Source organism: Pseudoalteromonas sp. AWH4_217 (assembly GCF_056161105.1).
Genome location: NZ_JBSWYM010000017.1, coordinates 95737 through 116115 on the forward strand (window position 1 = coordinate 95737; position 20379 = coordinate 116115).

The 20379-nt window shown below is 49.8% G+C and carries 18 protein-coding genes; 9 read left to right on the plus strand and 9 right to left on the minus strand.

The features are described from left to right. Positions 1-25: 25 nt before the first annotated feature. The gene (gene metL, locus ACXAH1_RS19375; RefSeq protein ID WP_475198860.1) at positions 26-2374 is read right to left on the minus strand and encodes a bifunctional aspartate kinase/homoserine dehydrogenase II; all 2349 of its coding nucleotides are present in this window, start codon (positions 2372-2374) and stop codon (positions 26-28) included. 5 nt (positions 2375-2379) lie between these two features. Then, a complete protein-coding gene (gene metB / locus ACXAH1_RS19380) occupies positions 2380-3603 on the minus strand; it encodes a cystathionine gamma-synthase (protein ID WP_475198861.1) in 1224 nt (407 codons plus the stop codon). Positions 3604-3902: 299 nt separating this feature from the next. Between metB and metJ the strand changes: the two genes are divergently transcribed. Next, on the plus strand, positions 3903-4223 hold the full coding sequence (gene metJ, locus ACXAH1_RS19385) for a met regulon transcriptional regulator MetJ (RefSeq protein ID WP_010386199.1): 321 nt from the start codon (positions 3903-3905) through the stop codon (positions 4221-4223). A gap of 70 nt (positions 4224-4293) precedes the next feature. Here the strand turns inward: metJ and ACXAH1_RS19390 are convergent, their stop codons facing one another. Then, complete coding sequence (locus tag ACXAH1_RS19390) at positions 4294-5535, minus strand: malic enzyme-like NAD(P)-binding protein (RefSeq protein ID WP_010386198.1); 1242 nt, start codon at positions 5533-5535, stop codon at positions 4294-4296. A 371-nt stretch (positions 5536-5906) separates the two neighbouring features. On the opposite strand from ACXAH1_RS19390, the gene ACXAH1_RS19395 reads away from it, so the two are divergent. After that, the gene (locus ACXAH1_RS19395) at positions 5907-6059 is read left to right on the plus strand and encodes a hypothetical protein (RefSeq protein WP_475198863.1); all 153 of its coding nucleotides are present in this window, start codon (positions 5907-5909) and stop codon (positions 6057-6059) included. Positions 6060-6167: 108 nt separating this feature from the next. Here the strand turns inward: ACXAH1_RS19395 and rpmE are convergent, their stop codons facing one another. Continuing rightward, a complete protein-coding gene (gene rpmE / locus ACXAH1_RS19400) occupies positions 6168-6383 on the minus strand; it encodes a 50S ribosomal protein L31 (RefSeq protein ID WP_082078901.1) in 216 nt (71 codons plus the stop codon). A gap of 309 nt (positions 6384-6692) precedes the next feature. Here rpmE and priA point away from each other — a divergent pair, with 309 nt between their 5' ends. The 5 genes from priA (at position 6693) to ACXAH1_RS19425 (ending at position 11745) form a co-directional block, all read left to right on the plus strand. Further along, complete coding sequence (gene priA / locus ACXAH1_RS19405; RefSeq protein ID WP_475198864.1) at positions 6693-8864, plus strand: primosomal protein N'; 2172 nt, start codon at positions 6693-6695, stop codon at positions 8862-8864. Between the two features lie 9 nt (positions 8865-8873). Next, positions 8874-9407, plus strand: a complete 534-nt coding sequence (locus ACXAH1_RS19410; protein WP_475198866.1) for an SPOR domain-containing protein — start codon at positions 8874-8876, stop codon at positions 9405-9407. A 76-nt stretch (positions 9408-9483) separates the two neighbouring features. Continuing rightward, the gene (gene hslV / locus ACXAH1_RS19415; protein WP_010386191.1) at positions 9484-10002 is read left to right on the plus strand and encodes an ATP-dependent protease subunit HslV; all 519 of its coding nucleotides are present in this window, start codon (positions 9484-9486) and stop codon (positions 10000-10002) included. Between the two features lie 11 nt (positions 10003-10013). Further along, a complete protein-coding gene (hslU, locus tag ACXAH1_RS19420; RefSeq protein ID WP_138545866.1) occupies positions 10014-11342 on the plus strand; it encodes an HslU--HslV peptidase ATPase subunit in 1329 nt (442 codons plus the stop codon). A gap of 40 nt (positions 11343-11382) precedes the next feature. Then, positions 11383-11745 (plus strand): gamma-butyrobetaine hydroxylase family protein, encoded by a 363-nt coding sequence (locus ACXAH1_RS19425; protein WP_475198892.1) that lies wholly within the window; start codon positions 11383-11385, stop codon positions 11743-11745. A 61-nt stretch (positions 11746-11806) separates the two neighbouring features. Here ACXAH1_RS19425 and ACXAH1_RS19430 read toward each other — a convergent pair whose 3' ends face one another. The 3 genes from ACXAH1_RS19430 to ACXAH1_RS19440 form a co-directional block, all read right to left on the minus strand. After that, positions 11807-13687, minus strand: a complete 1881-nt coding sequence (locus ACXAH1_RS19430; protein WP_475198868.1) for a methyl-accepting chemotaxis protein — start codon at positions 13685-13687, stop codon at positions 11807-11809. Positions 13688-13795: 108 nt separating this feature from the next. Beyond that, positions 13796-14848 (minus strand): MJ1255/VC2487 family glycosyltransferase, encoded by a 1053-nt coding sequence (locus ACXAH1_RS19435; protein WP_475198869.1) that lies wholly within the window; start codon positions 14846-14848, stop codon positions 13796-13798. Further along, on the minus strand, positions 14845-15366 hold the full coding sequence (locus ACXAH1_RS19440) for a phosphatase PAP2 family protein (protein ID WP_138545863.1): 522 nt from the start codon (positions 15364-15366) through the stop codon (positions 14845-14847). The genes ACXAH1_RS19435 and ACXAH1_RS19440 overlap by 4 nt, the downstream gene beginning before the upstream one ends. Positions 15367-15527: 161 nt before the next feature. Here ACXAH1_RS19440 and rraA point away from each other — a divergent pair, with 161 nt between their 5' ends. Beyond that, positions 15528-16034 carry a ribonuclease E activity regulator RraA gene (gene rraA / locus ACXAH1_RS19445; RefSeq protein WP_253048714.1) on the plus strand — a complete coding sequence of 169 codons (507 nt, stop codon included), beginning with the start codon at positions 15528-15530 and terminating at the stop codon, positions 16032-16034. 72 nt (positions 16035-16106) lie between these two features. Beyond that, positions 16107-17165, plus strand: coding sequence for a formimidoylglutamase (locus ACXAH1_RS19450; RefSeq protein WP_475198873.1), 1059 nt, complete (start codon positions 16107-16109; stop codon positions 17163-17165). On the opposite strand, the gene ACXAH1_RS19455 is transcribed toward ACXAH1_RS19450, so the two are convergent. Then, entirely contained in the window at positions 17162-19006 is a 1845-nt protein-coding gene (locus tag ACXAH1_RS19455) for an EAL domain-containing protein (protein ID WP_475198874.1), read from the minus strand. The genes ACXAH1_RS19450 and ACXAH1_RS19455 overlap by 4 nt on opposite strands. A 24-nt stretch (positions 19007-19030) precedes the next feature. After that, complete coding sequence (hutI, locus tag ACXAH1_RS19460) at positions 19031-20251, minus strand: imidazolonepropionase (protein WP_475198875.1); 1221 nt, start codon at positions 20249-20251, stop codon at positions 19031-19033. Positions 20252-20379 lie beyond the last annotated feature (128 nt).

The following is a 20379-nucleotide window of genomic DNA, read 5'->3' on the forward strand; positions in this document are numbered from 1 at the left end:
TTTGCTATGTCATGAACGGTACTGATTACCTCAGCTGCTGCGTTAACCAGTACAAGTCTGAGTGGATCCCCGCCGCGGTGACTTCTTTACCTGCACCAGGACCTTGGATCACCAACGGGTTTTGTTCGTACCACTGAGTCGTGATAACGAAAATATTATCTCCCGGAGTCAGGTTCGCAATCGCGCTGCCCTGAGCAACCTCAGCAATGCCCACTTTAGCGTGAACTGCCCCCGATGCATCGATTTCTAACGCTCCCGTATAGCGCAGCACCTTATCACAGGCCTGTGCCGCATCATTGCGCTGCTGATAGAAAGCATCTAACTCCGCTTTGCGTGCCAAAAAAGCTTCCCAGCTGCCATGTGCCAACGCATCAGGCATCAGGGCCTCTAATTCAATATCATCCAGCTCCAGTTGCAGACCCAGTTCACGCGCCAGGATCAACAGTTTGCGCTGCATATCCCGACCAGATAAGTCTTCTCTGGGATCGGGTTCGGTGTAACCCATTTCTTGTGCGGCCAGTACCAACTCAGAGAAAGGGCGCGAACCGTCGAAGCTGCTGCACAGCCAGGATAAGGTACCCGAAAACACCCCTTCGATTCGGACCACTTTGTCGCCGCTATTCTGCAAATCGGCCAGTGCAAAATTCACCGGCAATCCGGCTCCGACACTGGTGTTATAACGCCACAGTAAATTGCGCTCCTGGAGTTGAGTGCGTAATGCCTGATACCAGTCATGCGAGGCTGTACCGGCATATTTGTTAGCGCTGATCAAATGACAGTCGTGTGCCGCAAAATCGGGATAAAGCTGACTAAATGCCTCGCTGGCAGTGATATCAATCACCACTTTGTGCTCATAATCAAGCTCACTGATACGATCCAGCAACTCTTCATGCGAGTAATCCTGCGCTTCACTTTGCCACTGCTGTTGCCATTGAGACAAAGTCAAACCGCTGGGGCAGAACACCATTTTTTGTGAACGCAGTAGTGCGACCACTTTGAGATCAAACTGGCTCTGCAAACGTGCAATTTGCTGCTGACACTGATTGAGGAATACTTCACCCACATTACCCAACCCGGCGATGATCACCGCCAGTTCACGGCCTTTGTTTACCAGTTTATCGTGCAAGATAGCTAAAACATCGCTGTCAATGGCCTGATCCGTAAGGAACAAAGCATAGTCTGTGGCACTATGAGTAAAGCGCACTACGACGGCCTGCTCATCCAGCACAGCCTGTGCCTGACGCACTAATGGCGCAATATCAGGACACGGCGCTACAATGGCAAATCCGCGTAAGTGAGACTCAACGATGGTGACCCGACCGCTCAGACGCAATACCACCTGATGCGTAAACTCGCTGGGCACCAGCAGGTAATCTTCTCCATTTTGATTGAAGTGATGAATGCCATGCTGAATAAGTTGGCTAAGCGCCCCGACTTCACCTGAAACAAGCGTATCTACGCGTAATAAATCCAGATCGCCAAAGGTGGTCACAAAGCGCTTTTCTTTACTATACCCTTGCTTGACCACCTCGGTACCTTGCACATCAGGGTCAAAGCTGCTGCGTACCTGCAGCTTAATCGCGGTCTCTTTCAGTGGTGACAGGGTTTTTGCATGCAAAACCGGGTTGCCCAGACGTGCCAGCAAATTCGCCTGTGCACGACATACCTTGCTGTATTTTATGGCATTACCCACTTTCCGTGGATCGGTACTGAACACACCAGGAGTGTCTGTCCAGATAGACACAGACGCCGCATCTAGATAGCTGGCTAACAGTGTCGCACTGTAATCGCTGCCATTGCGCCCTAGCGTGATCGTATTGCCCGCACTGTCGGCAGCAATAAATCCGGTGACAATATAAATTTTGTCCTGGTTGAGTGCCTGATGGCAGGCCAGGCGATTCTGGCCATGCATCAGCTGCCCCTGGTGCTGAGTAAACAGCGAGCGCGCATCTACATCTTGTGCAGCAATATTCAGCGAGTTCAACAGGGCTGCGAGTAAACGTGCCGACCAAACCTCGCCGAATGCCAGTAGTGGCGCCTCCTGCAACTGGCGGGACTGTGCTTGGCGGCCAATGCTGCTTAGCTCATCTCGTAACTCAGATGCCAGCTGGTCCTGCTGGACAGCAGAAAACAACTCACTGATCAGCTGCACCTGATGATTTTCAACCTGCAGCAATATATCGCTGAAAGCACGCTCATCCTGCTGCTGATAGCTTTGCCACAAGGCAACCAGAGTATTAGTCGTTTTGCCAGCCGCCGATACCACGATACAGTCGCCAGTTTGGCAGTGGCCAATGATGATATTGGCAACTGCCTGATAGCGTGCCGCTGAGCTCAGACTTGAACCACCGAATTTATGTACTGCTTTTGTCATTTCTTCTACCACAATGCCGTATGTGCTGGCGAGAGCTTGAATGCTTTCGCATTATCACTGGAACCGCCTTGCGTGGTTTTCACCGCTGCAAAAGCCTGTTCTAGGTCTGCTAATAAATCGTCGATTTCCTCAATGCCCACCGAAATACGGATCAGTGTATCCCCGACACCCGCTTCAAGGCGTGCCTCCGGGTCCATGCCCGCATGCGTCATAGTCGCGGGGTGACAGATCAGGCTCTCGACTCCACCCAGAGACTCAGCCAGCGAGAATTGCTTCACACTCGTCAGAAACTTAGCGGCATCCGCCAACTCCCCTTTAATGTCAAAGCTCACCATACCACCGAAGCCTTGTTGCTGTTGCTTAGCCAGCGCATGCTGCGGGTGGCTTTCCAGCCCTGGGTAATATACCTGGCTGACAAATTCAGATTGCTCAAGATAACGTGCAATCGCCAGGGCGTTTTCCTGATGCTGTTTCAGGCGAACATTAAGCGTACGCAAACCACGCAAAGTCAGGTAGCTGTCGAACGGTGCGCCTGTGATACCGATATTGTTCGCCCACCAGGCAAGTTCTTCACCAAGTTCCTCGGTTTTGGCAATCACTGCACCACCGACGACATCAGAATGACCATTGATATATTTGGTCGTGGAGTGCACCACAATATCCACACCAAATGCGATGGGGTTTTGCAGCGCCGGCGAAAGAAAGGTGTTGTCGGCCGCCACCAGTGCACCGCACTGTGCAGCAACGTCGGTGACCGCTTTGATATCGGTTAATCGCAAAATCGGGTTACTCGGCGTTTCTATCCAGACCAGCTTAGGTTTAATGGCCAGGATCTCCTGCAAGCTCTCGCTGCGTGTCAGATCCAGGACTTTCACCTTCAGTAATCCACGCTTTTCCAATGAGGTAAACAACCGATAGCTACCACCATAGCAGTCGTGTGGGATCACTAAGGTGTCGTCAGCATTGAGCAGCTGAGTCACCAGATGTACCGCAGCCATGCCGGTAGCCGTAATGATGCCCTTTGCGCCACCTTCAAGCTCCGCCAGCGTTTGCGCGAGAATGTCACGATTCGGGTTGCCGCTGCGGCCATAATCATAGTCACGCTTCTTATCGAAGTCCGCAAATGAATAGGTGGTCGACAAATAAAGCGGGGGCACCACCGCACCATGATGCTTGTCAGCATCAATGCCTGTACGTACCGCTATGGTTGACTTGTTGCTTTGGCTCATAGGTCACCTGGCTAAGTTGGATGTTTAGACGTCTAAAAGGTTAGATGAACAAAAGTTAGAAGTCAAAACATTTATACTGCTAAATGGCTAAATAACTAGTATTTGACTATCTTTTTTAAACCGATAAAATTTCGCCACTCAACGCGAACTCTATGCTAATAAGACTGAGTATTTGAGCTTAAATATGGCAAATGACGTGCAACATTGCCAACAGAGAGCCTACGTGTCACGGTTGGATCCATACACAGTACGCAGTCTTATTCGCATTGCATCTACAACACTGAGGCAAGTACACCACTATGGCTAAATGGAACGGTGAATATATTCACCCTTATGCAGAACACGGTAAGAAATCAGAACAGGTAAAAAAGATTACCGTTTCTATCCCGCTCAACGTGCTTAAAGTGCTGACCGATGAGCGCACCCGTCGCCAGGTTAACAACCTGCGCCACGCAACTAACAGTGAGTTACTGTGTGAGGCATTTCTGCATGCCTTTACCGGCCAGCCGCTACCTGGTGATGAGGACCTGCGCAAAGATAACCCGGAGAAGATCCCGGCAGAAGTGCGTCAGATCATGACAGAAATGGGGCTGGAGATCCCAGAGATTAACGAAGAATAATCTCGTCGGCACCAGTGAACAACAACAAAAAAAGCCTCACAATGTGAGGCTTTTTTTTGCTCAGACCGGCTTATGCCATATAATTTTCTGGCATCTCTATTTGCGCCACACCGGACTCAACCGCCGCCTCAGCCACCGCTCGGGCTATGCGTGGCAACAAACGCGGGTCCATCGGCTTAGGAATGATGTAATGTTCACCGAACTCCAGACTGTCGACATCCGCCGCTTTGAGCACTTCAGCAGGGACCGGCTCTTTGGCAATGCTGCGGATCGCTTCAACCGCCGCAATCTTCATTTCATCGTTAATGGCCGTTGCACGCACATCCAGTGCACCACGGAAGATAAACGGGAAGCACAGTACATTATTAACCTGATTTGGATAGTCTGAACGACCTGTTGCCATGATCAGATCGTCGCGAGCGCCATGCGCCACTTCCGGGCTGATCTCAGGATCCGGGTTAGAGCATGCAAAAACCACAGGCTTGTCAGCCATCAGTTTCAGGTCTTCCGGAGACAACAGGTCCGGACCAGACACGCCCACAAACACGTCCGCATCTTCAATCACATCCTGTAAGGTGCGCTTGTCGGTGTTATTGGCAAACAGCTTTTTGTACTCATTCAGATCATCGCGACGCGTATGGATGACGCCTTTACGGTCAAGCATATAAATGTGTTCACGCTGCGCGCCGCACTTGATTAACAGCTCCATACAGGCGATGGCAGCAGCACCTGCACCCAGGCAAACGATAATAGCGTCATGAATGTTCTTGCCCTGGATCTCCAGTGCGTTCAACATACCCGCAGCAGTAACAATTGCAGTGCCATGCTGGTCATCATGGAATACCGGTACATCACAACGCTCAATCAGCGCACGCTCAATCTCAAAACACTCAGGTGCTTTAATATCTTCCAGATTGATGCCACCGAAGGTATCGGCAATATTGGCAACCGTGTTGATAAAGTCTTCTGTGGTACGATGCTTAACTTCGATGTCTATCGAATCCAGGCCTGCAAAGCGTTTAAACAGTAACGCTTTACCTTCCATCACAGGCTTAGATGCCAGAGGGCCAAGATTACCCAAACCCAGAATCGCAGTACCATTACTGATAACGGCAACCATGTTACCTTTACCTGTGTAACGATAAGCATTGCTCGGATCGGCAGCAATTTCACGGACTGGTTCAGCAACACCTGGACTGTATGCCAGGGCCAGATCCTTGACGGTTTCCGCAGGCTTGGTCAACTCAACGCTGATTTTTCCTGGAACGGGGTGGGCATGATAATGTAACGCTTGTTCACGAAAGTCTGACATGACGCGATTTTTTCCTAACGAAGAAGTTGAAAGTGAGAGTGAGATAAAAAATTCGCTAACTGCTTTAAACCATACCTTTTTTAAAAATTAATTCAAGCGATATCAGGTCTATCCTGTTAAAGCAAAAATAGTTGGCAGTTAGCAATATTTAGCGACTTTTTTGCTACTTTTCGGCAAAGTTAACTCACAATAAATGATCTGATAAGTGTCATTTTCAGTTCAAAATAGCGTCATTTTTATGCAGAATATAAACGAAATAAATAAAGCAAACTAAAAAAACAAGTTCGCAACATTTAATGCTTTTTAGCTTAAATTTACGCACAAATCGAAGATTTTATCGAATTATAAACCTGAATTTATAACGGATAGCTATGCATATTAATCAGCTGAATATGGTCATTCACGCTGAAACAGGTCATGACAGGATTGTCATAAAGCCAGCCTTTGAAGGTATTAGCGAGTACACCCGCTTTCTGACAATAGGCACCTTTTTACTGGAAACTTTACTAACCAAACCGAACTGATCCGTCCACTTGGCTCTGAAGGGGAAAGGCAAATGCCAGATTGAAAAACCGGGAGTGCAGAAACGAAAAAAGCACCCGAAGGTGCTTTTTCTACAGCAAAAGTAGTGCTTACTTCTTGCTGCTAAGCGCACCGAAGCGCTTGTTGAAGCGATCAACACGACCACCTGTGTCTAAGATCTTCTGCTTACCAGTATAGAACGGGTGACAAGCAGAACATACGTCCAGGTGAATGTCTTTACACAGTGTTGAACGAGTCTCGAATTTGTTACCGCACGAACAAGTTGCTGAGATTGTTTCGTACTTAGGATGAATACCTTCTTTCATAGGGCACCTCTAGTTAAGGCCGTATCGCTCTCCAAACCCGAAGTCTGGCACCATACGTAGTTATACAAAAATTGTGGACGCGTATTTTAGGGTCAATTAGGATGATCCACAAGCAATAAATGCAAATTAGCAGTTATTTTTTGTGCAATCTCACCATGAGGCCGTGAATCACCAAGCGAAAAGCACGCTGTGTCAGCATACACATGCAATTTTACGCTGTTACGGTATACTGACCGCCGGTTCTGATTGCATGTTTAACCACAATCAGACAGCTATCCTTAACTTTGATACTCAGATGCCGGAGTCTCCATGCGCTTCGCCGAAGTCGCTTTAAAAGTGCCTTTACATAGAACCTTTGATTACCGCCTTGATCCGCAACAGCAGCCTTGCGTCGGAGGCCGGGTGCGGATCAAATTCGCCAACAGAGCCTGCATTGCCGTCGTTGTCGCACTGAAAAATCACAGTGATGTACCACAAGACAAAATAAAAGCCATTGAGTCGGTAATCGATACCACGCCTATCTTGTCGCCCGAGCACCTTGGTTTTTTGCGCTTCAGTGCACAATATTACTGCCACCCGTTAGGCGAAACCCTGTTCACCGCCCTGCCTGGTGCATTGCGCGAGGGAGAGCAGGTTGATAAAACGCAAGTCCCTGTAGTGACCCTCACTGAGACAGGACGTGAAACCACACAACTCAGGGCCAAAAAGCAACTTGCCTTGCTTGAGCAACTGCGCAGCGCCGGTGATGCGACCGCCAGTGAACTGAAAACACTCGGCTTCTCGCAGGCACAGATCAAAGCACTGCTCGAAAAAAATCTGATCCGGGAAGAACTGCGCACCGACACCGACTGGCAATCGACCCCATTGCAACTGGGCACTAAACCCAGGCTAAACCCTGAACAGGCCACGGCTTGCAGTGCCATCAACAGTCAAACCGGATTTCGTACATTTTTACTTGAAGGTGTCACGGGCAGTGGTAAAACAGAAGTGTATTTACAAAGTCTGGAGGCCATTTTAGCCAGCGGCAAACAAGCATTGGTGCTGGTACCAGAAATAGGCCTGACACCACAAACCGTGAATCGCTTTAAGCGCCGCTTTGAGGGGCTGCCCATTGATCTGTGGCACTCCAATCTGACAGACAATGAGCGCTTGCATACCTGGCGTCGCGCTGAACAGGGTGAATCGGCACTGGTGATAGGCACCCGCTCAGCCATCTTTCTGCCTTTTCAGGCTCTGGGTATGATAGTGGTTGATGAAGAACATGATGGCTCCTTCAAGCAGCAGGATGGACTACGTTACCATGCGCGCGATCTGGCCGCTTACCGCGCCGCTCAGGGTCAGTTTTCTTTGGTTTTAGGCACCGCAACACCAGCGCTGGAGACCTTACACAAAGCCTTGCAGAACCGTTATCAATTGCTGCCACTGACTAAGCGGGCACAAACCCAACAAGATAACCGGTTTGTGCTGGTCGATATGAAAGGACAAGCTGACCAGGCCGGATTTGCCAAAGCCAGTCTGGATGCCATTTCCGCCACCCTGGCTCGAGGGCAGCAGGTCATGGTGTTTCTCAACAGGCGAGGCTTTGCCCCCACCCTGATCTGCCATGAATGTGGCTGGCTCAGCAACTGCGATCGCTGCAGCACCAGCGCCACTTATCACAAATCGTTGCGCAGGCTCATTTGTCACCACTGCTCCGAGCAAGCTTTTGTGCCCGTGCAATGTCCCGACTGCGGCAGCACCCAGATCATGCCAACAGGGTATGGCACAGAGCAGCTGGAAGAGTTCTTATCCGAGCAGTTTGCCGACTTTCCTGTGCACCGCATTGACCGCGATTCTACCCGTCGCAAGGGCAGTCTCGAAAGTGCACTGGATGAAATTAACCAGGGAGGAGCACGACTGCTGATCGGCACTCAAATGCTCGCCAAAGGTCATCACTTCGCCGACGTCAATCTGGTAGTGATCCTCGACGTAGACAGCGGGCTGTATTCTTGCGACTTCCGTGCCACGGAACACATGGCTCAGCTGATAACACAAGTGGCTGGGCGGGCCGGACGTAGCGGCGAAGCAGGCACTGTGCTGCTGCAAACTCACTTCCCGGAACACCCTTTATTACAAGATTTGGTCAACAACGGGTATCAGGACTTTGCCCGCTATGCTTTACGTGAACGCGAAGAAACCCACATGCCACCTTACAGTCACATGGCTCTGATCCGTGCAGAAGCCACCAACGCACAACTGGTCATGGCGTTTTTATCGGATCTGGTTCCAGCCACCCCCTACCCTGGTATACAATTACTCGGACCGATCCCCGCGCCGATGGAACGCCTGGCCGGAAAATACCGATATCAATTGCATATTCAGGCAGCGCAGCGCAAAGTACTGCATCAATACCTGGCGCAACTGGCTGATTATATTGGTCAGCATAAGCTTGCCAACCGGGTGCGCTGGAGTATTGACGTTGACCCTATGGATACCTATTAAAAAAACGTTATGGCACAACACGACTATATAAATAAGAAGCCTGGCGGTAAAAAAGCCGCCAAAGGAAAGGCCAGCAAACCCTTTCCAAAGGTTTTTGCGGCCCTGACACTGTTGCTGGTCGGTGCCTTTGGTTATGGCCTGTGGTACATCAAGCACCACGGCGAGCCTCAGGTACAGCCAAGCAGCCCTAAGCCTGCAAAACAAGCTGAGCAACCCAAAGTAGAAAAAGATCTCCCTCGCCCACCTGACTTTATAAAGGATATCAAAGATCATGAAGTGATCGTCGAGGTGAAAAAGCTGGAGAGCAAAGGCCCATACCAGATGCAATGCGGCTCTTTCAGAACCTATAAACAGGCTGAACAAATGAAGGCCAAAATGGCGTTTGCTGGCCTGATAGCCGAGATCCGCCGCACCGAAGGATCAAATGGGGTCTGGTATCGGGTGCGTCTGGGTCCCTATGAAACCAAACGAGGCGCTGAGAGCGACAAAAATAAGCTGGAACGGATTAACATCGTCAGCTGTGGGATTTGGAAGTGGACTTGATCTTCGCAAAATCGTCCCTATCTCTACCCTAATTGAATTTACAGGTGAGGCTTAAGCCTCCTGATTAAGGAATACTATGACAACTATCGTGAGTGTTCGCCGAGGCGACAAAGTCGTAATTGGCGGAGATGGCCAGGTCTCTCTTGGCAATACGGTAATGAAAGGCAACGCTAAAAAAGTGCGTCGCCTGTACAACGGTAAAGTACTAGCAGGCTTTGCCGGTGGCACTGCCGACGCGTTCACCCTGTTTGAACGCTTTGAAACCAAACTGGAAATGCACCAGGGTCACCTGACCCGCGCGGCCGTTGAAATGGCAAAAGACTGGCGTACCGACAGAGCGCTACGCAAATTAGAGGCACTGCTGGCTGTTGCCGATGAAACTGCGTCATTGATCATCACAGGCAATGGCGACGTAGTACAACCTGAGCACGACCTGATAGCCATAGGCAGTGGCGGTAACTTTGCCCAGGCCGCAGCCACTGCGCTGATTGAAAACACCGACCTGAGTGCCCGTGAAATTGTGGAAAAGAGCCTTAAAATCGCAGGCGACATCTGCGTCTTTACCAACAATTTCCAAACCATCGAAGAATTGTAATAGGAATTGCCATGACAGCAATGACCCCCAGAGAAATCGTCCATGAGCTTGACCAACATATTATAGGTCAGGACAAAGCTAAAAAAGCCGTCGCCATCGCACTGAGAAACCGCTGGCGTCGTATGCAGCTCCCTGAAGAGTTGCGCAGCGAAGTTACACCAAAAAACATCCTGATGATTGGTCCAACTGGCGTAGGTAAAACCGAGATCGCCCGTCGTCTGGCTAAACTGGCGAACGCGCCATTTATCAAAGTTGAAGCCACCAAGTTCACCGAGGTAGGCTATGTCGGTAAAGAGGTCGAAACCATTATCCGTGATTTGGTGGAAGTCTCTTTCAAAATGACGCGCGAGCAGCAAACCAAAAAGCACAAACACCGCGCTGAAGAAGCTGCGGAAGAGCGCATTTTGGATGCTCTGCTACCACCAGCGAAAGACGCCTGGGGGGAAACTCAGCAAAGCGATAACAGCTCTACGCGTCAGGTGTTCCGTAAAAAGCTACGTGAAGGCCAATTGGATGACAAAGAGATCGACATCGACATCGCTGAAACAGCGCCTCAGGTCGAGATCATGGCGCCGCCGGGCATGGAAGAGATGACCAATCAGTTACAAGGCATGTTCCAGAATCTATCGGGCGACAAAAAGAAAAGCCGTAAACTGAAGATCAAAGAAGCCTTCAAGCTGTTGATTGAAGAAGAAGCCGCCAAGCTGGTCAATCCGGAGGAGCTCAAAGAGCAGGCGATTTTTGCCGTTGAGCAAAATGGTATCGTGTTCATCGATGAGATTGATAAGATCTGTAAGCGTGGCGAAGCCTCTGGCCCGGATGTCAGCCGCGAAGGCGTGCAGCGCGACCTGCTTCCGCTTATCGAAGGCTCAACAGTCAGCACGAAACATGGCATGGTTAAAACGGACCATATTTTATTTATTGCCTCAGGTGCATTCCAGATGGCCAAGCCTTCTGATCTCATTCCTGAGCTGCAAGGTCGTTTGCCGATCCGTGTTGAATTGGAAGCCCTCACTGCAAAAGACTTTAAACGTATTCTGACAGAGCCACATGCATCGCTCACAGAGCAGCAACAGGCCCTGATGAACACAGAAAGTGTCAGTATCGAATTCAATGATGATGCGATTGAACGCATTGCTCAGGCTGCCTGGCAAGTTAATGAAAAGACAGAAAACATTGGTGCGCGTCGTCTGCATACTGTAATGGAAAAGCTGATGGAAGAAATTTCATTCGACGCTTCCGACAAAGCTGGCGAGTCACTGACGATAGATGCCGCGTATGTCGACAAACATTTAGATATGCTGGTCCAGGACGAAGACCTGAGCCGCTTTATTCTTTAACGGATACCTGCCCGATCAATGATCGGGCTTTTTTATGCCTATGTATCAAGTGACCAAACTACATTACCACACCCAGCAAAACCTGCTCGATGTGTACTTTGATGATGGCCTGACTCACTCGCTCAGCGCTGAGTTTTTACGTGTCCATTCGCCTTCAGCCGAGGTGCAGGGGCATGGCCCCGGTCAGCAACAACTGGTACTCAATAAGCAGGATGTGGCCATTGGTCAAATCGAGCCTGTTGGCCATTACGCAGTCAGACTGGTATTTGATGACGGCCACAACTCCGGGTTGTTCAGCTGGCAATATCTGAGAAAGCTGTGCGAACAACACGAGACACTGTGGCAAGACTATCAGCAGCGAGTGTCGGCACGGCACGATGTGCCGATCAAGTTTATGCCATGAGGGCATTCCAGACACAAAAAAGGCGACCGAGGTCGCCTTTTCTTTTTCAAACCCTGGCGGGTTATACCTGATATTTTTCTACCGATTCATACAAGTTACGGGCTTGCTCTGAGAGTTCTTCACTGCTCTGTGCATTACTGCAGGCATGCTCAGAGGCCACCTGCGCAATGTCGCGGATCTTAACCACGTTTTTGTTCACTTCAGATGCCACCTGTTTTTGCTCATCAATAGCAGTAGCAATATGAGTGCTCATTTCCATAATGGTTTGTACATCTTCGGTGATCATACCCAGTAAATCACCTGCGCGCTCCGCCTGAGCCACACTTTCATTCCCCTGCTCACGGCACTGCTCCATAATATTGACCACTTCGCGGGTACGCTGTTGTAAAGTAGAAATAATACTTTCGATTTCCTGAGTCGAATCCTGAGTACGCTGAGCCAGCGAGCGGACTTCGTCTGCCACCACCGCAAAGCCCCGACCTTGCTCACCGGCACGGGCGGCTTCAATGGCCGCATTCAGCGCCAGCAGGTTGGTTTGCTCGGCAATACCCCGGATCACATCAAGGACAGAGCCAATGGTTTCACCATCTCGCTCTAACTGACCCACAACATCCGATGCCCCACCCAAAGACTCAGACAACTGCATGATGTGCTCTATGGTTGAGGTCACCTCAGTGCGACCCAGCTGGGCATTCTTATTAGTAGACTCGGCTTTTTCCGCAGCCGCTTCGGTATTGTGTGAGATATCCTGGATAGTCGCCTGCATTTCGGTTGCTGCCGTTGCGACCATATCGGCTTCATGAAGCTGCTCAGTCATGCCGGCACTGGTCTGTGCCGTGGTATCCGACAAATGATGGGTTGCATCATTAATGATCGCCAGCGCACTGTTCACATCACCAATCAGCTCTTTAAAGTCGCCAATCAGACTATTGAAGTCTTTGGTCATCAAGGTAATTTCGTCATTACCCGTCTGTTCAATTGGAATACGCAAATTGTTTTCGCGGCGGATCCGCTCTATGGTCTGATAAACCCGTTCAACCGGACCAATAATCGACCGACTAGTCGATAAAACCAAAATCATCACCAACACGGATGCCACCACAAAAATGACCAATGCGGCCATTTGCGCTGTTCGGGCATTGTCGGCAACCTCTTGTTTGGCCTGATTGACAATCTGGCTCACCACCGCATCACTTTGCTCCACGCTTTGCTTCATGCTGCCGAGAGCGCCACTGTTAAGGTCCAGACCCAACTTGGTCTGTGCATCCACTAGATTTCTAAAGCGAGTCTGATATTGCTTGATCAGGGTCTGGATCTGACGCTCATATTGGGCGTCAAAACCCGCCGACTTAACCTGCCCCTCAAATTTGCTGATTTGATCGTCAAACTTCTTGAGGTATTTTAAATCCAGTCGCAGCATAAAGTCTTTTTCAGCCCGGCGGAGCATCAACATGCTTACCAACAGATCGTCGCGTGCTTGCTGCTTTAGCATAGTTTCGACTTCATGTACGGCACTACGCAGCGCGCCATACAGCCCATCTTTAGGATGCAGGCCGATGGTTTTTTGCAAGTCAACGACGTTGTTAAAGTCGTCCACATAAGTTTGTGCCAGACGCTCGAACTCACGTAAATTGCTATCGTCTATACCGAAATCAGCAAAAATCTCGTCCAGTAGAGCAGCTTTACGCTGCAGCTCGCTGTAATCCTTGGCATATAAATCCAGTGCCTCAGTATCTTTATAGAACAAAAAGTTCTTCTCGTGTTTGCGCATAGAGAGCTCGTGAATATCCAGCTCCTCCGCGTACTGAATGGTTTCATTCAGCTTGCGCATGGTACTGGCTTCGATCATGATCACTGCCAGCATAACGACTAAAGCCACACCCACAACCAGCGCATTCAACTGCAAGCGCCGCTTAATGGTCAGATTTTCCAGAAATGCCATACGGTTACCCAATTATTACAAGACCTGCAATAAGTATAGATTATTCCGTCAGCATCGCCGCGCACTATTTATCATTTTTGCACGACTTTATTACTATTTGCACATTAATTAAGCAGCCCTTGGTGCTTTATTGAGCACTGCTTGCCAGAGCGTGTCATGTAGCTCACTGACATTGCCCCATTGTCCCTTGGTTAGCCACAGCGCCAACGGTGTTGCATCACTTGGGAAATTGATCTGCTGCCCTGCGGGAGATTCGAGCCACTCATCAAGGGCTTCGGAATTAAGATAATTCATTACCTGGGCCAGCCCCAGTGATTGTAATGTCATCGCATTGCTTTGCTGCTCAAATTGTCCCTGTAGAGGCTTCAACAGCAATTTTTTACCAAACTTCAGTGCTTCACTGGACAGCTCAAACCCGGCATTTGCCACAACGCCGGACGCATTGGCCAGATCACGGATAAAGCCGTCGCGCGAGGGCGAGCGCAGATGGATATGGTTAATAGAGGTGTTGTGTGCATCCGGGTGGTAGCAATAAAATTCCTTATCAGGAAAATCTTTTAGCAGCTCAACAATGTGAGACAAGTCTTCAAATGGCAGATAGACCAGCACTTTATTGGCAACCGACTGATTACCAAAGTCACCAGGCTGATACGGAATAAAAGGGGGTACTATATTTTCTGCAAAGGGTTGCCAGTGCACGCCTAGATGAATATCAGCCGGCGCAAACCAGCGAATGAGTGAGCGCAGTAAAAAATTACCACCGAATAAAGGCACATTGGGTGATAAAAAGGCACTTTGATGACTCATTGCAACCACAGGGACTTTTGCCCGTCGTGCCGCCCAGGCGGTCACCGGCTCAAAGTCGTTAAAGACCATATCGTAGCCGCGCATATCAAATGCCCGAACATCTTTGACGAAGCGACCGAGTCGCAACTGCTGGAGCGTGCCCTGATAATTTAATCGACCATGCTTTGTCGCAAAGCTGATCCCGCGCCGGGTTTGATATTCACCGAACACCGACATATCAAAATAGCGCTCATCTGGTCGACCAGAGAATACATAGTCAACGTCGATCCCCAATCGGGTAAAACACTCTGCCATCACCCGTGCACGAGTGATATGGCCGTTGCCAGTCCCTTGTACGCCATATAAAATCTTCATAATTCCCCTACAACTCCTATTGCCAGCAAAGCACAACCGCTACCTATTATCGCGCCCAGAATGACATCAATTGGATAGTGCACACCAACCACAATTCTCGACAAAGACACTCCGGACGCCCAAATCATCAATGGCAAAGCCAGTGCAGGAAAAGGCTCCATCAGACACGTGGCGTATAACCAGGCACCGGCGCTATGTCCGGAGGGCATGCTAAATTTATCACTTGGTGTAAGCATGGCCTTAACAGCAAGGCAATCACAGGGCCGGATCCGTGCGATACGGTTTTTCAGGTAAAGGTAAAGTGGCCGTTCAATGGCAAATGCGACCACCGCACAGAGCGCAAACTGCTGGCCCACCTCCCCCATAAACAATGCACTCAGGATGCCAAGGATCACATATAGTCCACCGTTTCCGCTTTTTGACAGTGCCAACATCACCATTTTGAACCAGGGCTTACACTCGGGTTTATAAAGGGCGAAATACAGCGCCGTATCGAGTTTAATGATCTGTGTTTTCATAGTTCATGCTTACATTTGTTCACAATTTCAGCATAGAAGAGCTAAATAACACTGCCACGACATTTTTGTGACACAATTATGTATGTTGATTCAAAGCATTGCGCACCTACGTAATGGGAGTATACTGGGCTCTGAATTCAGTTATTTTCGAGGACGCCCGTATGGATTACAGCACTTCCGACTTATGTGACCATTTTGCCGATGCCGTTGATGTATTGGAGCCAATGTTTATCAATTTTGGGGGTCAAAGCGCCTTTAGTGGCCGTATTAAAACGCTTAAGTGCTTTGAGAATAATGAGCTGATTAACCAGACACTACAGCAAGATGGCACTGGCCAGATACTTTTAATTGATGGCGGGGGCTCCACACGTCGCGCACTCATTGATATCGAGCTTGCTGAACTGGCAATCGAGAATAACTGGCAGGGTATTATCGTCTATGGCGCAGTTCGGCACGTTGAAGAACTGGAAGAGTGCGACATCGGAATTCAGGCCATTGCATCCATCCCTGTCGCAGCCGACAGCCATGGCAGTGGTGAACAAGGCATCCCCGTGAACTTCGCTGGCGTATCTTTTTACGACGATGATTTCCTGTATGCCGATGCAACGGGCATTATTATTTCTGCGGAAGAGCTACTGCTGGAAGTCGACGACGAGCAGAGCGAATAGCATAGCCTTTTATTAATTCATTCGGGCAAAGCCTGCCTTTGCCCTGTTTAACCCCATTGATCGACCAATATTATGAGTAACCACTGGCTTCATATCTACAGCGAAGCGGACATCACCGCGTTTAGTCACACCCGAGAAAATGAGCAACGCTTTTGGCAAACCCTGTCATTCCTGCAACCCAAAGAGGACTTAACTCAGGCTCTGCGCGATGCGGCGCAATTTGGCATTAAGTATGTGCTGGTTGCCATCAACGAAGATTTAGGTCCCCGGGCAAACTGTGGCCGGGGTGGCGCACACCTGGGATGGCAGGCATTTTTGCAACGATTCCTGAACTTACCCAGCAATCGTTTTCTGACTCCGGATGATGTCTTACTGCTAGGGGAAGTCAGATGTGACGACTTGCAGCAGCAAGGGGCCGATCTGGACAACCGAGATGCGCAGCAGCTCGCGCAATTACGTACCTTAAATGCTCAACTAGATGAGCGTGTCAGCATTGTGATGAAAGCCATCTTTGATGCCGGACTCACGCCCATAGTGATTGGTGGTGGCCACAACAACTGTTTTGGCCTGTTGCAGGCACTGGCGCAAAGTACACAGCAAGCGTGTCACGCTATTAACTTCGACCCGCATGCTGATTTTCGTGCGCTTGAGGGACGTCACTCTGGTAATGGCTTTAGCTATGCGTATGAGCAGGGTTATCTGGCGGACTATCATGTCGTCGGTATGCATGAACAGAAGAACAACCATACCATTATCAGTGCATTAGATCAGGCTGGATTCAGTTACAGCAGTTATCAGGATATCCTGGTGCGCCGCAAGCTAACCCTGACTGAAGCCTGTAATACCGGATTGCGTCGCTTTGCCGAACGTGCACCACTGGGCGTCGAGGTCGATGTCGATGCCATTTCTGGCATGCCAGTTAGCGCCTACACAAACTGTGGATTTACAGCTAATGACGCCGAGCACTTTGTTCACCTGGCCGCCAGTCAGGACAACGCCCGTTATCTGCATTTATGCGAAGCTGCACCTGAACATCATCCTCAAGGGCTGCAACAAGGGATCAGTGATGCCGGCCAGGTATTGGCCTCTTTGGTATGTAGCTACTTACAGGCGCGCAAGGCAGGCGTTTAATGTGAGTCTGGCTGAGGCGAAACAGAGGCATCTTCCGGATGCTCCCAACGCCACTGCTTCAGCCAGCTGATCATGCCAACACTACTCAAAGGTCTGGCAAAATAGTAGCCCTGCGCTGCAAAGGTATTCAGGCTTTTCACAAACTGGAGTTGCTCTGGTGACTCAACGCCTTCACAGATCACTTTACATGCCTGGATCTGCTGCATTTCAACTATGCCACGCACCACACTTTTGAACGATCCCTGATTACCATGGTCCAGAGTGAGTGAACGGCCCAGCTTAACGTAGTCAACGGTCAGCTGAGGTAGCTTCGACAAAGTAACCGGCGTTTCCCCGAAACTATCGATACACAGACGTATTCCTATTGAACGTAACCGCGACACCATCGCGATCCCCTGGGGGTCAAGGCTGGTAAATAAACTGGACGGACATTCAATGATGAGATCCCCTGGCTTTAACTGATGCTCGAGCAGAACGTGATCAATAAACTCTATGAATTCTTCATGCAGCATTTCCGGACCAAACAGGTTCAGACTCAGAGGCATTGAAATTCCTTCAACACGCAGCGCTAACGCAATCTCAGCTGCACGCTCAATCACATACTGCGCAACGGGTAATGCCAGACCCGCTATACGGATGTCCTCGATGAACTTGCCCGCTGCCAGAATTCCCTGTTTGGGATGTTGCCAACGCAACAGCAACTCAAGAAATTCAATATCACCGTCTTCATTGCGCACAACAGGTTGAAAATACAGTTCCAGTTCTTTTCTGAAGTCAATATGTGCCAGTTCGGCCAGGCGAGCCTGCTGCTCCAGTCGATTAATTTGCATTTGTTGCTGGTAAGGTGCAATGGGGCTGTCTGGCTGACTATCCAGTGCCAAAAATGCGCAGGTTAACAGGTTTTCGAATTGTCCTTGTTCTTCGTCACAATTCACATAGCTGGCACGTGCCTTCACCTCTATCGTGCAATTACCTACATTGAAGGGTTTCAACGTACTTTCAATAATTTCGTTGATCATCTGCTCATGCAGGTGGTGCTGATTAACCAGACTACAGACAAATACAAAGTGCAACCCGCCCAAATGCGCCAGCCGGGATACATCATTCCCCAGGGGGACGGGCATCACGTCCGGATGCTGTAAATGTTGTTTTATGCGGTTGGCCGACTGAGCCAGTAACAGATCGCCAAACTCCCGGCCAAGGTGAAAATTCACCTGCTGAAATCCTTCAAGGCGGATCATGACTAACATAGCTGCACTGGGGTCTCGCTGCCGGAAGTCATAAAATGCACTGCGAAAGCCAGCCCTGTCGGGCAGCTCCAGAATGTCAGCCGTTTTACTTTCCTCGTTACCTGCCTGTTGCACCTGCACCTGAGGCATTCTTGCTAACATCAGTTCGGCCAGAAACATCGGTAATAAAGCGGCGACCAGTAAACCCGGTGTTAGCTGCCAATAAAGTACGCCAGCCAATGCCAATGCGGCGCCACAGGCACTGAGACAGGTGACCACCTGAAATCTCAGCTGTTCTGATCGCAGCGCCAGCCAGACATGTAACACCAGCAGCGGTGCCAGCAGGTAAGAAAAATAGTGTGTCGTATTGGCGAGGTATGCCAACACCACTGCGGTTGTGGTGGCATACAATAACCGGTGCAATGGCTGCTGACTGACGATAATGGCTGCAACACTGGCACTGAGTAAGGTCCCGGCTACAAACGCCACCAGCAAAGGTGACTGTGGGCCTGAGACTTGCCAGAAGGTAGCTGCCGACACCACCGGAGCGAACAGGACCAGAAGCAAGGTCATACTTATATTACCATGTTTTAGCAGCGCACTTTTTGTCATCGACAGACCATTGCGAAATTCATACTATTGCACAAGTTTACCCGAAATCCAGGTATTTAACAGATCATTTACGCCAAACTGATAGCTCAGTTCAGCCGGGTGGCCGACCTGCCACAGCACCATATCAGCGCGCATACCCACTTTCAGACTCCCACGATCTGACAGCCCCAACGCCTTCGCTCCATGGCGAGTGACACCGAGCAGAGCTTCTTCAGGCGTCATACGGAACAAGGTACATGCCATGTTCAACATAAGACGCAAAGAACATAATGGCGCGGTGCCCGGGTTAAAATCACTGGCAAGCGCAATCGGGACATTATGCTGACGCATCAGCTCAATCGGTGGTAACTGTGTTTCACGCAGGAAATAAAAAGCCCCCGGCAATACCACACCCACAGTCCCCGCTTTGGCCATCGCCTTAACGCCCGCTTCATCAAGGTACTCAATATGATCCGCAGACAGGCCGTTAAATTCCGCTACCAGCTCAGTGCCATGCTGATTGGACAGCTGCTCGGCATGACATTTCACTTTGATGCCCAGCTCAGTGGCTTTGGCAAACACGCGACGTGTTTGTTCATTACTGAAACCGACATTTTCACAAAATGCGTCGACCGCATCAGCCAGCGAACGCTCAGCGACCTGCGGCAGCATTTGCTCGCAAACCAGTTCAATGTAGCCATCGGCGTCATCCCGATATTCCGGTGGTAATGCATGCGCCCCCAGAAAAGTGCTTTGTACACTGACAGGATGGTGTTCATCCAGCATGCGGTTGACTTCAAGCAGCTTGATTTCGCTTTCGCAATCCAAGCCATACCCGGATTTACTCTCAACTGTGGTCACCCCTTCTCTGAGCAGTGCATTAAGTCGCTCTTTACCAACCACAAACAACTGTTCATGATCCGCCGCACGGGTGGCTTTCATGGTGGTCGCAATGCCGCCCCCCTGCTGCGCGATTTCTTGATATGACACTCCATTGAGGCGTTGTTCAAATTCTTGAGCCCGTGAGCCGGCAAATAAAATATGGGTGTGGCAGTCTATCAGGCCCGGTGTCATCCACGCGCCCTTTGCCGAAATGGTGGGTGTTGATACCGTATCAAATTCTGGTAACTGAGCCTGCTCGCCAAGCCAGCAGATCACACCATCTTTGACCATGATGGCGCCATTTTCAATCGCCCCATAAGGGCGCTCAATATCCGGGTCCATCGTTGCCAGATTGACATCCAGGACCACTAAATCTACTTCCATCACCACTCAAATCCTCATCACTAAATTGCTGATTTGAGTGTAGCAAGAATACTTGTATATACAATAGAGGTGTGCCATGTTTATTAGCTGACTATGTTTACTCTCTCTAACGCAGAGTAGACTTTCCT

Excerpts from the sequence above, each read along its gene's own strand:
- ACXAH1_RS19430 (WP_475198868.1), bottom strand. The coding sequence starts at position 13,687 with ATGGCATTTCTGGAAAATCTGACCATTAAGCGGCGCTTGCAGTTGAAT.
- ACXAH1_RS19455 (WP_475198874.1), bottom strand. The coding sequence starts at position 19,006 with ATGACAAAAAGTGCGCTGCTAAAACATGGTAATATAAGTATGACCTTG.
- hutI (WP_475198875.1), bottom strand. The coding sequence starts at position 20,251 with ATGGAAGTAGATTTAGTGGTCCTGGATGTCAATCTGGCAACGATGGAC.
- ACXAH1_RS19410 (WP_475198866.1), top strand. The coding sequence starts at position 8,874 with ATGGCACAACACGACTATATAAATAAGAAGCCTGGCGGTAAAAAAGCC.
- priA (WP_475198864.1), top strand. The coding sequence starts at position 6,693 with ATGCGCTTCGCCGAAGTCGCTTTAAAAGTGCCTTTACATAGAACCTTT.
- rraA (WP_253048714.1), top strand. The coding sequence starts at position 15,528 with ATGGATTACAGCACTTCCGACTTATGTGACCATTTTGCCGATGCCGTT.
- ACXAH1_RS19425 (WP_475198892.1), top strand. The coding sequence starts at position 11,383 with ATGTATCAAGTGACCAAACTACATTACCACACCCAGCAAAACCTGCTC.
- ACXAH1_RS19395 (WP_475198863.1), top strand. The coding sequence starts at position 5,907 with ATGCATATTAATCAGCTGAATATGGTCATTCACGCTGAAACAGGTCAT.
- rpmE (WP_082078901.1), bottom strand. The coding sequence starts at position 6,383 with ATGAAAGAAGGTATTCATCCTAAGTACGAAACAATCTCAGCAACTTGT.
- hslV (WP_010386191.1), top strand. The coding sequence starts at position 9,484 with ATGACAACTATCGTGAGTGTTCGCCGAGGCGACAAAGTCGTAATTGGC.
- ACXAH1_RS19435 (WP_475198869.1), bottom strand. The coding sequence starts at position 14,848 with ATGAAGATTTTATATGGCGTACAAGGGACTGGCAACGGCCATATCACT.
- ACXAH1_RS19390 (WP_010386198.1), bottom strand. The coding sequence starts at position 5,535 with ATGTCAGACTTTCGTGAACAAGCGTTACATTATCATGCCCACCCCGTT.
- metL (WP_475198860.1), bottom strand. The coding sequence starts at position 2,374 with ATGACAAAAGCAGTACATAAATTCGGTGGTTCAAGTCTGAGCTCAGCG.
- hslU (WP_138545866.1), top strand. The coding sequence starts at position 10,014 with ATGACAGCAATGACCCCCAGAGAAATCGTCCATGAGCTTGACCAACAT.
- ACXAH1_RS19440 (WP_138545863.1), bottom strand. The coding sequence starts at position 15,366 with ATGAAAACACAGATCATTAAACTCGATACGGCGCTGTATTTCGCCCTT.
- metB (WP_475198861.1), bottom strand. The coding sequence starts at position 3,603 with ATGAGCCAAAGCAACAAGTCAACCATAGCGGTACGTACAGGCATTGAT.
- metJ (WP_010386199.1), top strand. The coding sequence starts at position 3,903 with ATGGCTAAATGGAACGGTGAATATATTCACCCTTATGCAGAACACGGT.
- ACXAH1_RS19450 (WP_475198873.1), top strand. The coding sequence starts at position 16,107 with ATGAGTAACCACTGGCTTCATATCTACAGCGAAGCGGACATCACCGCG.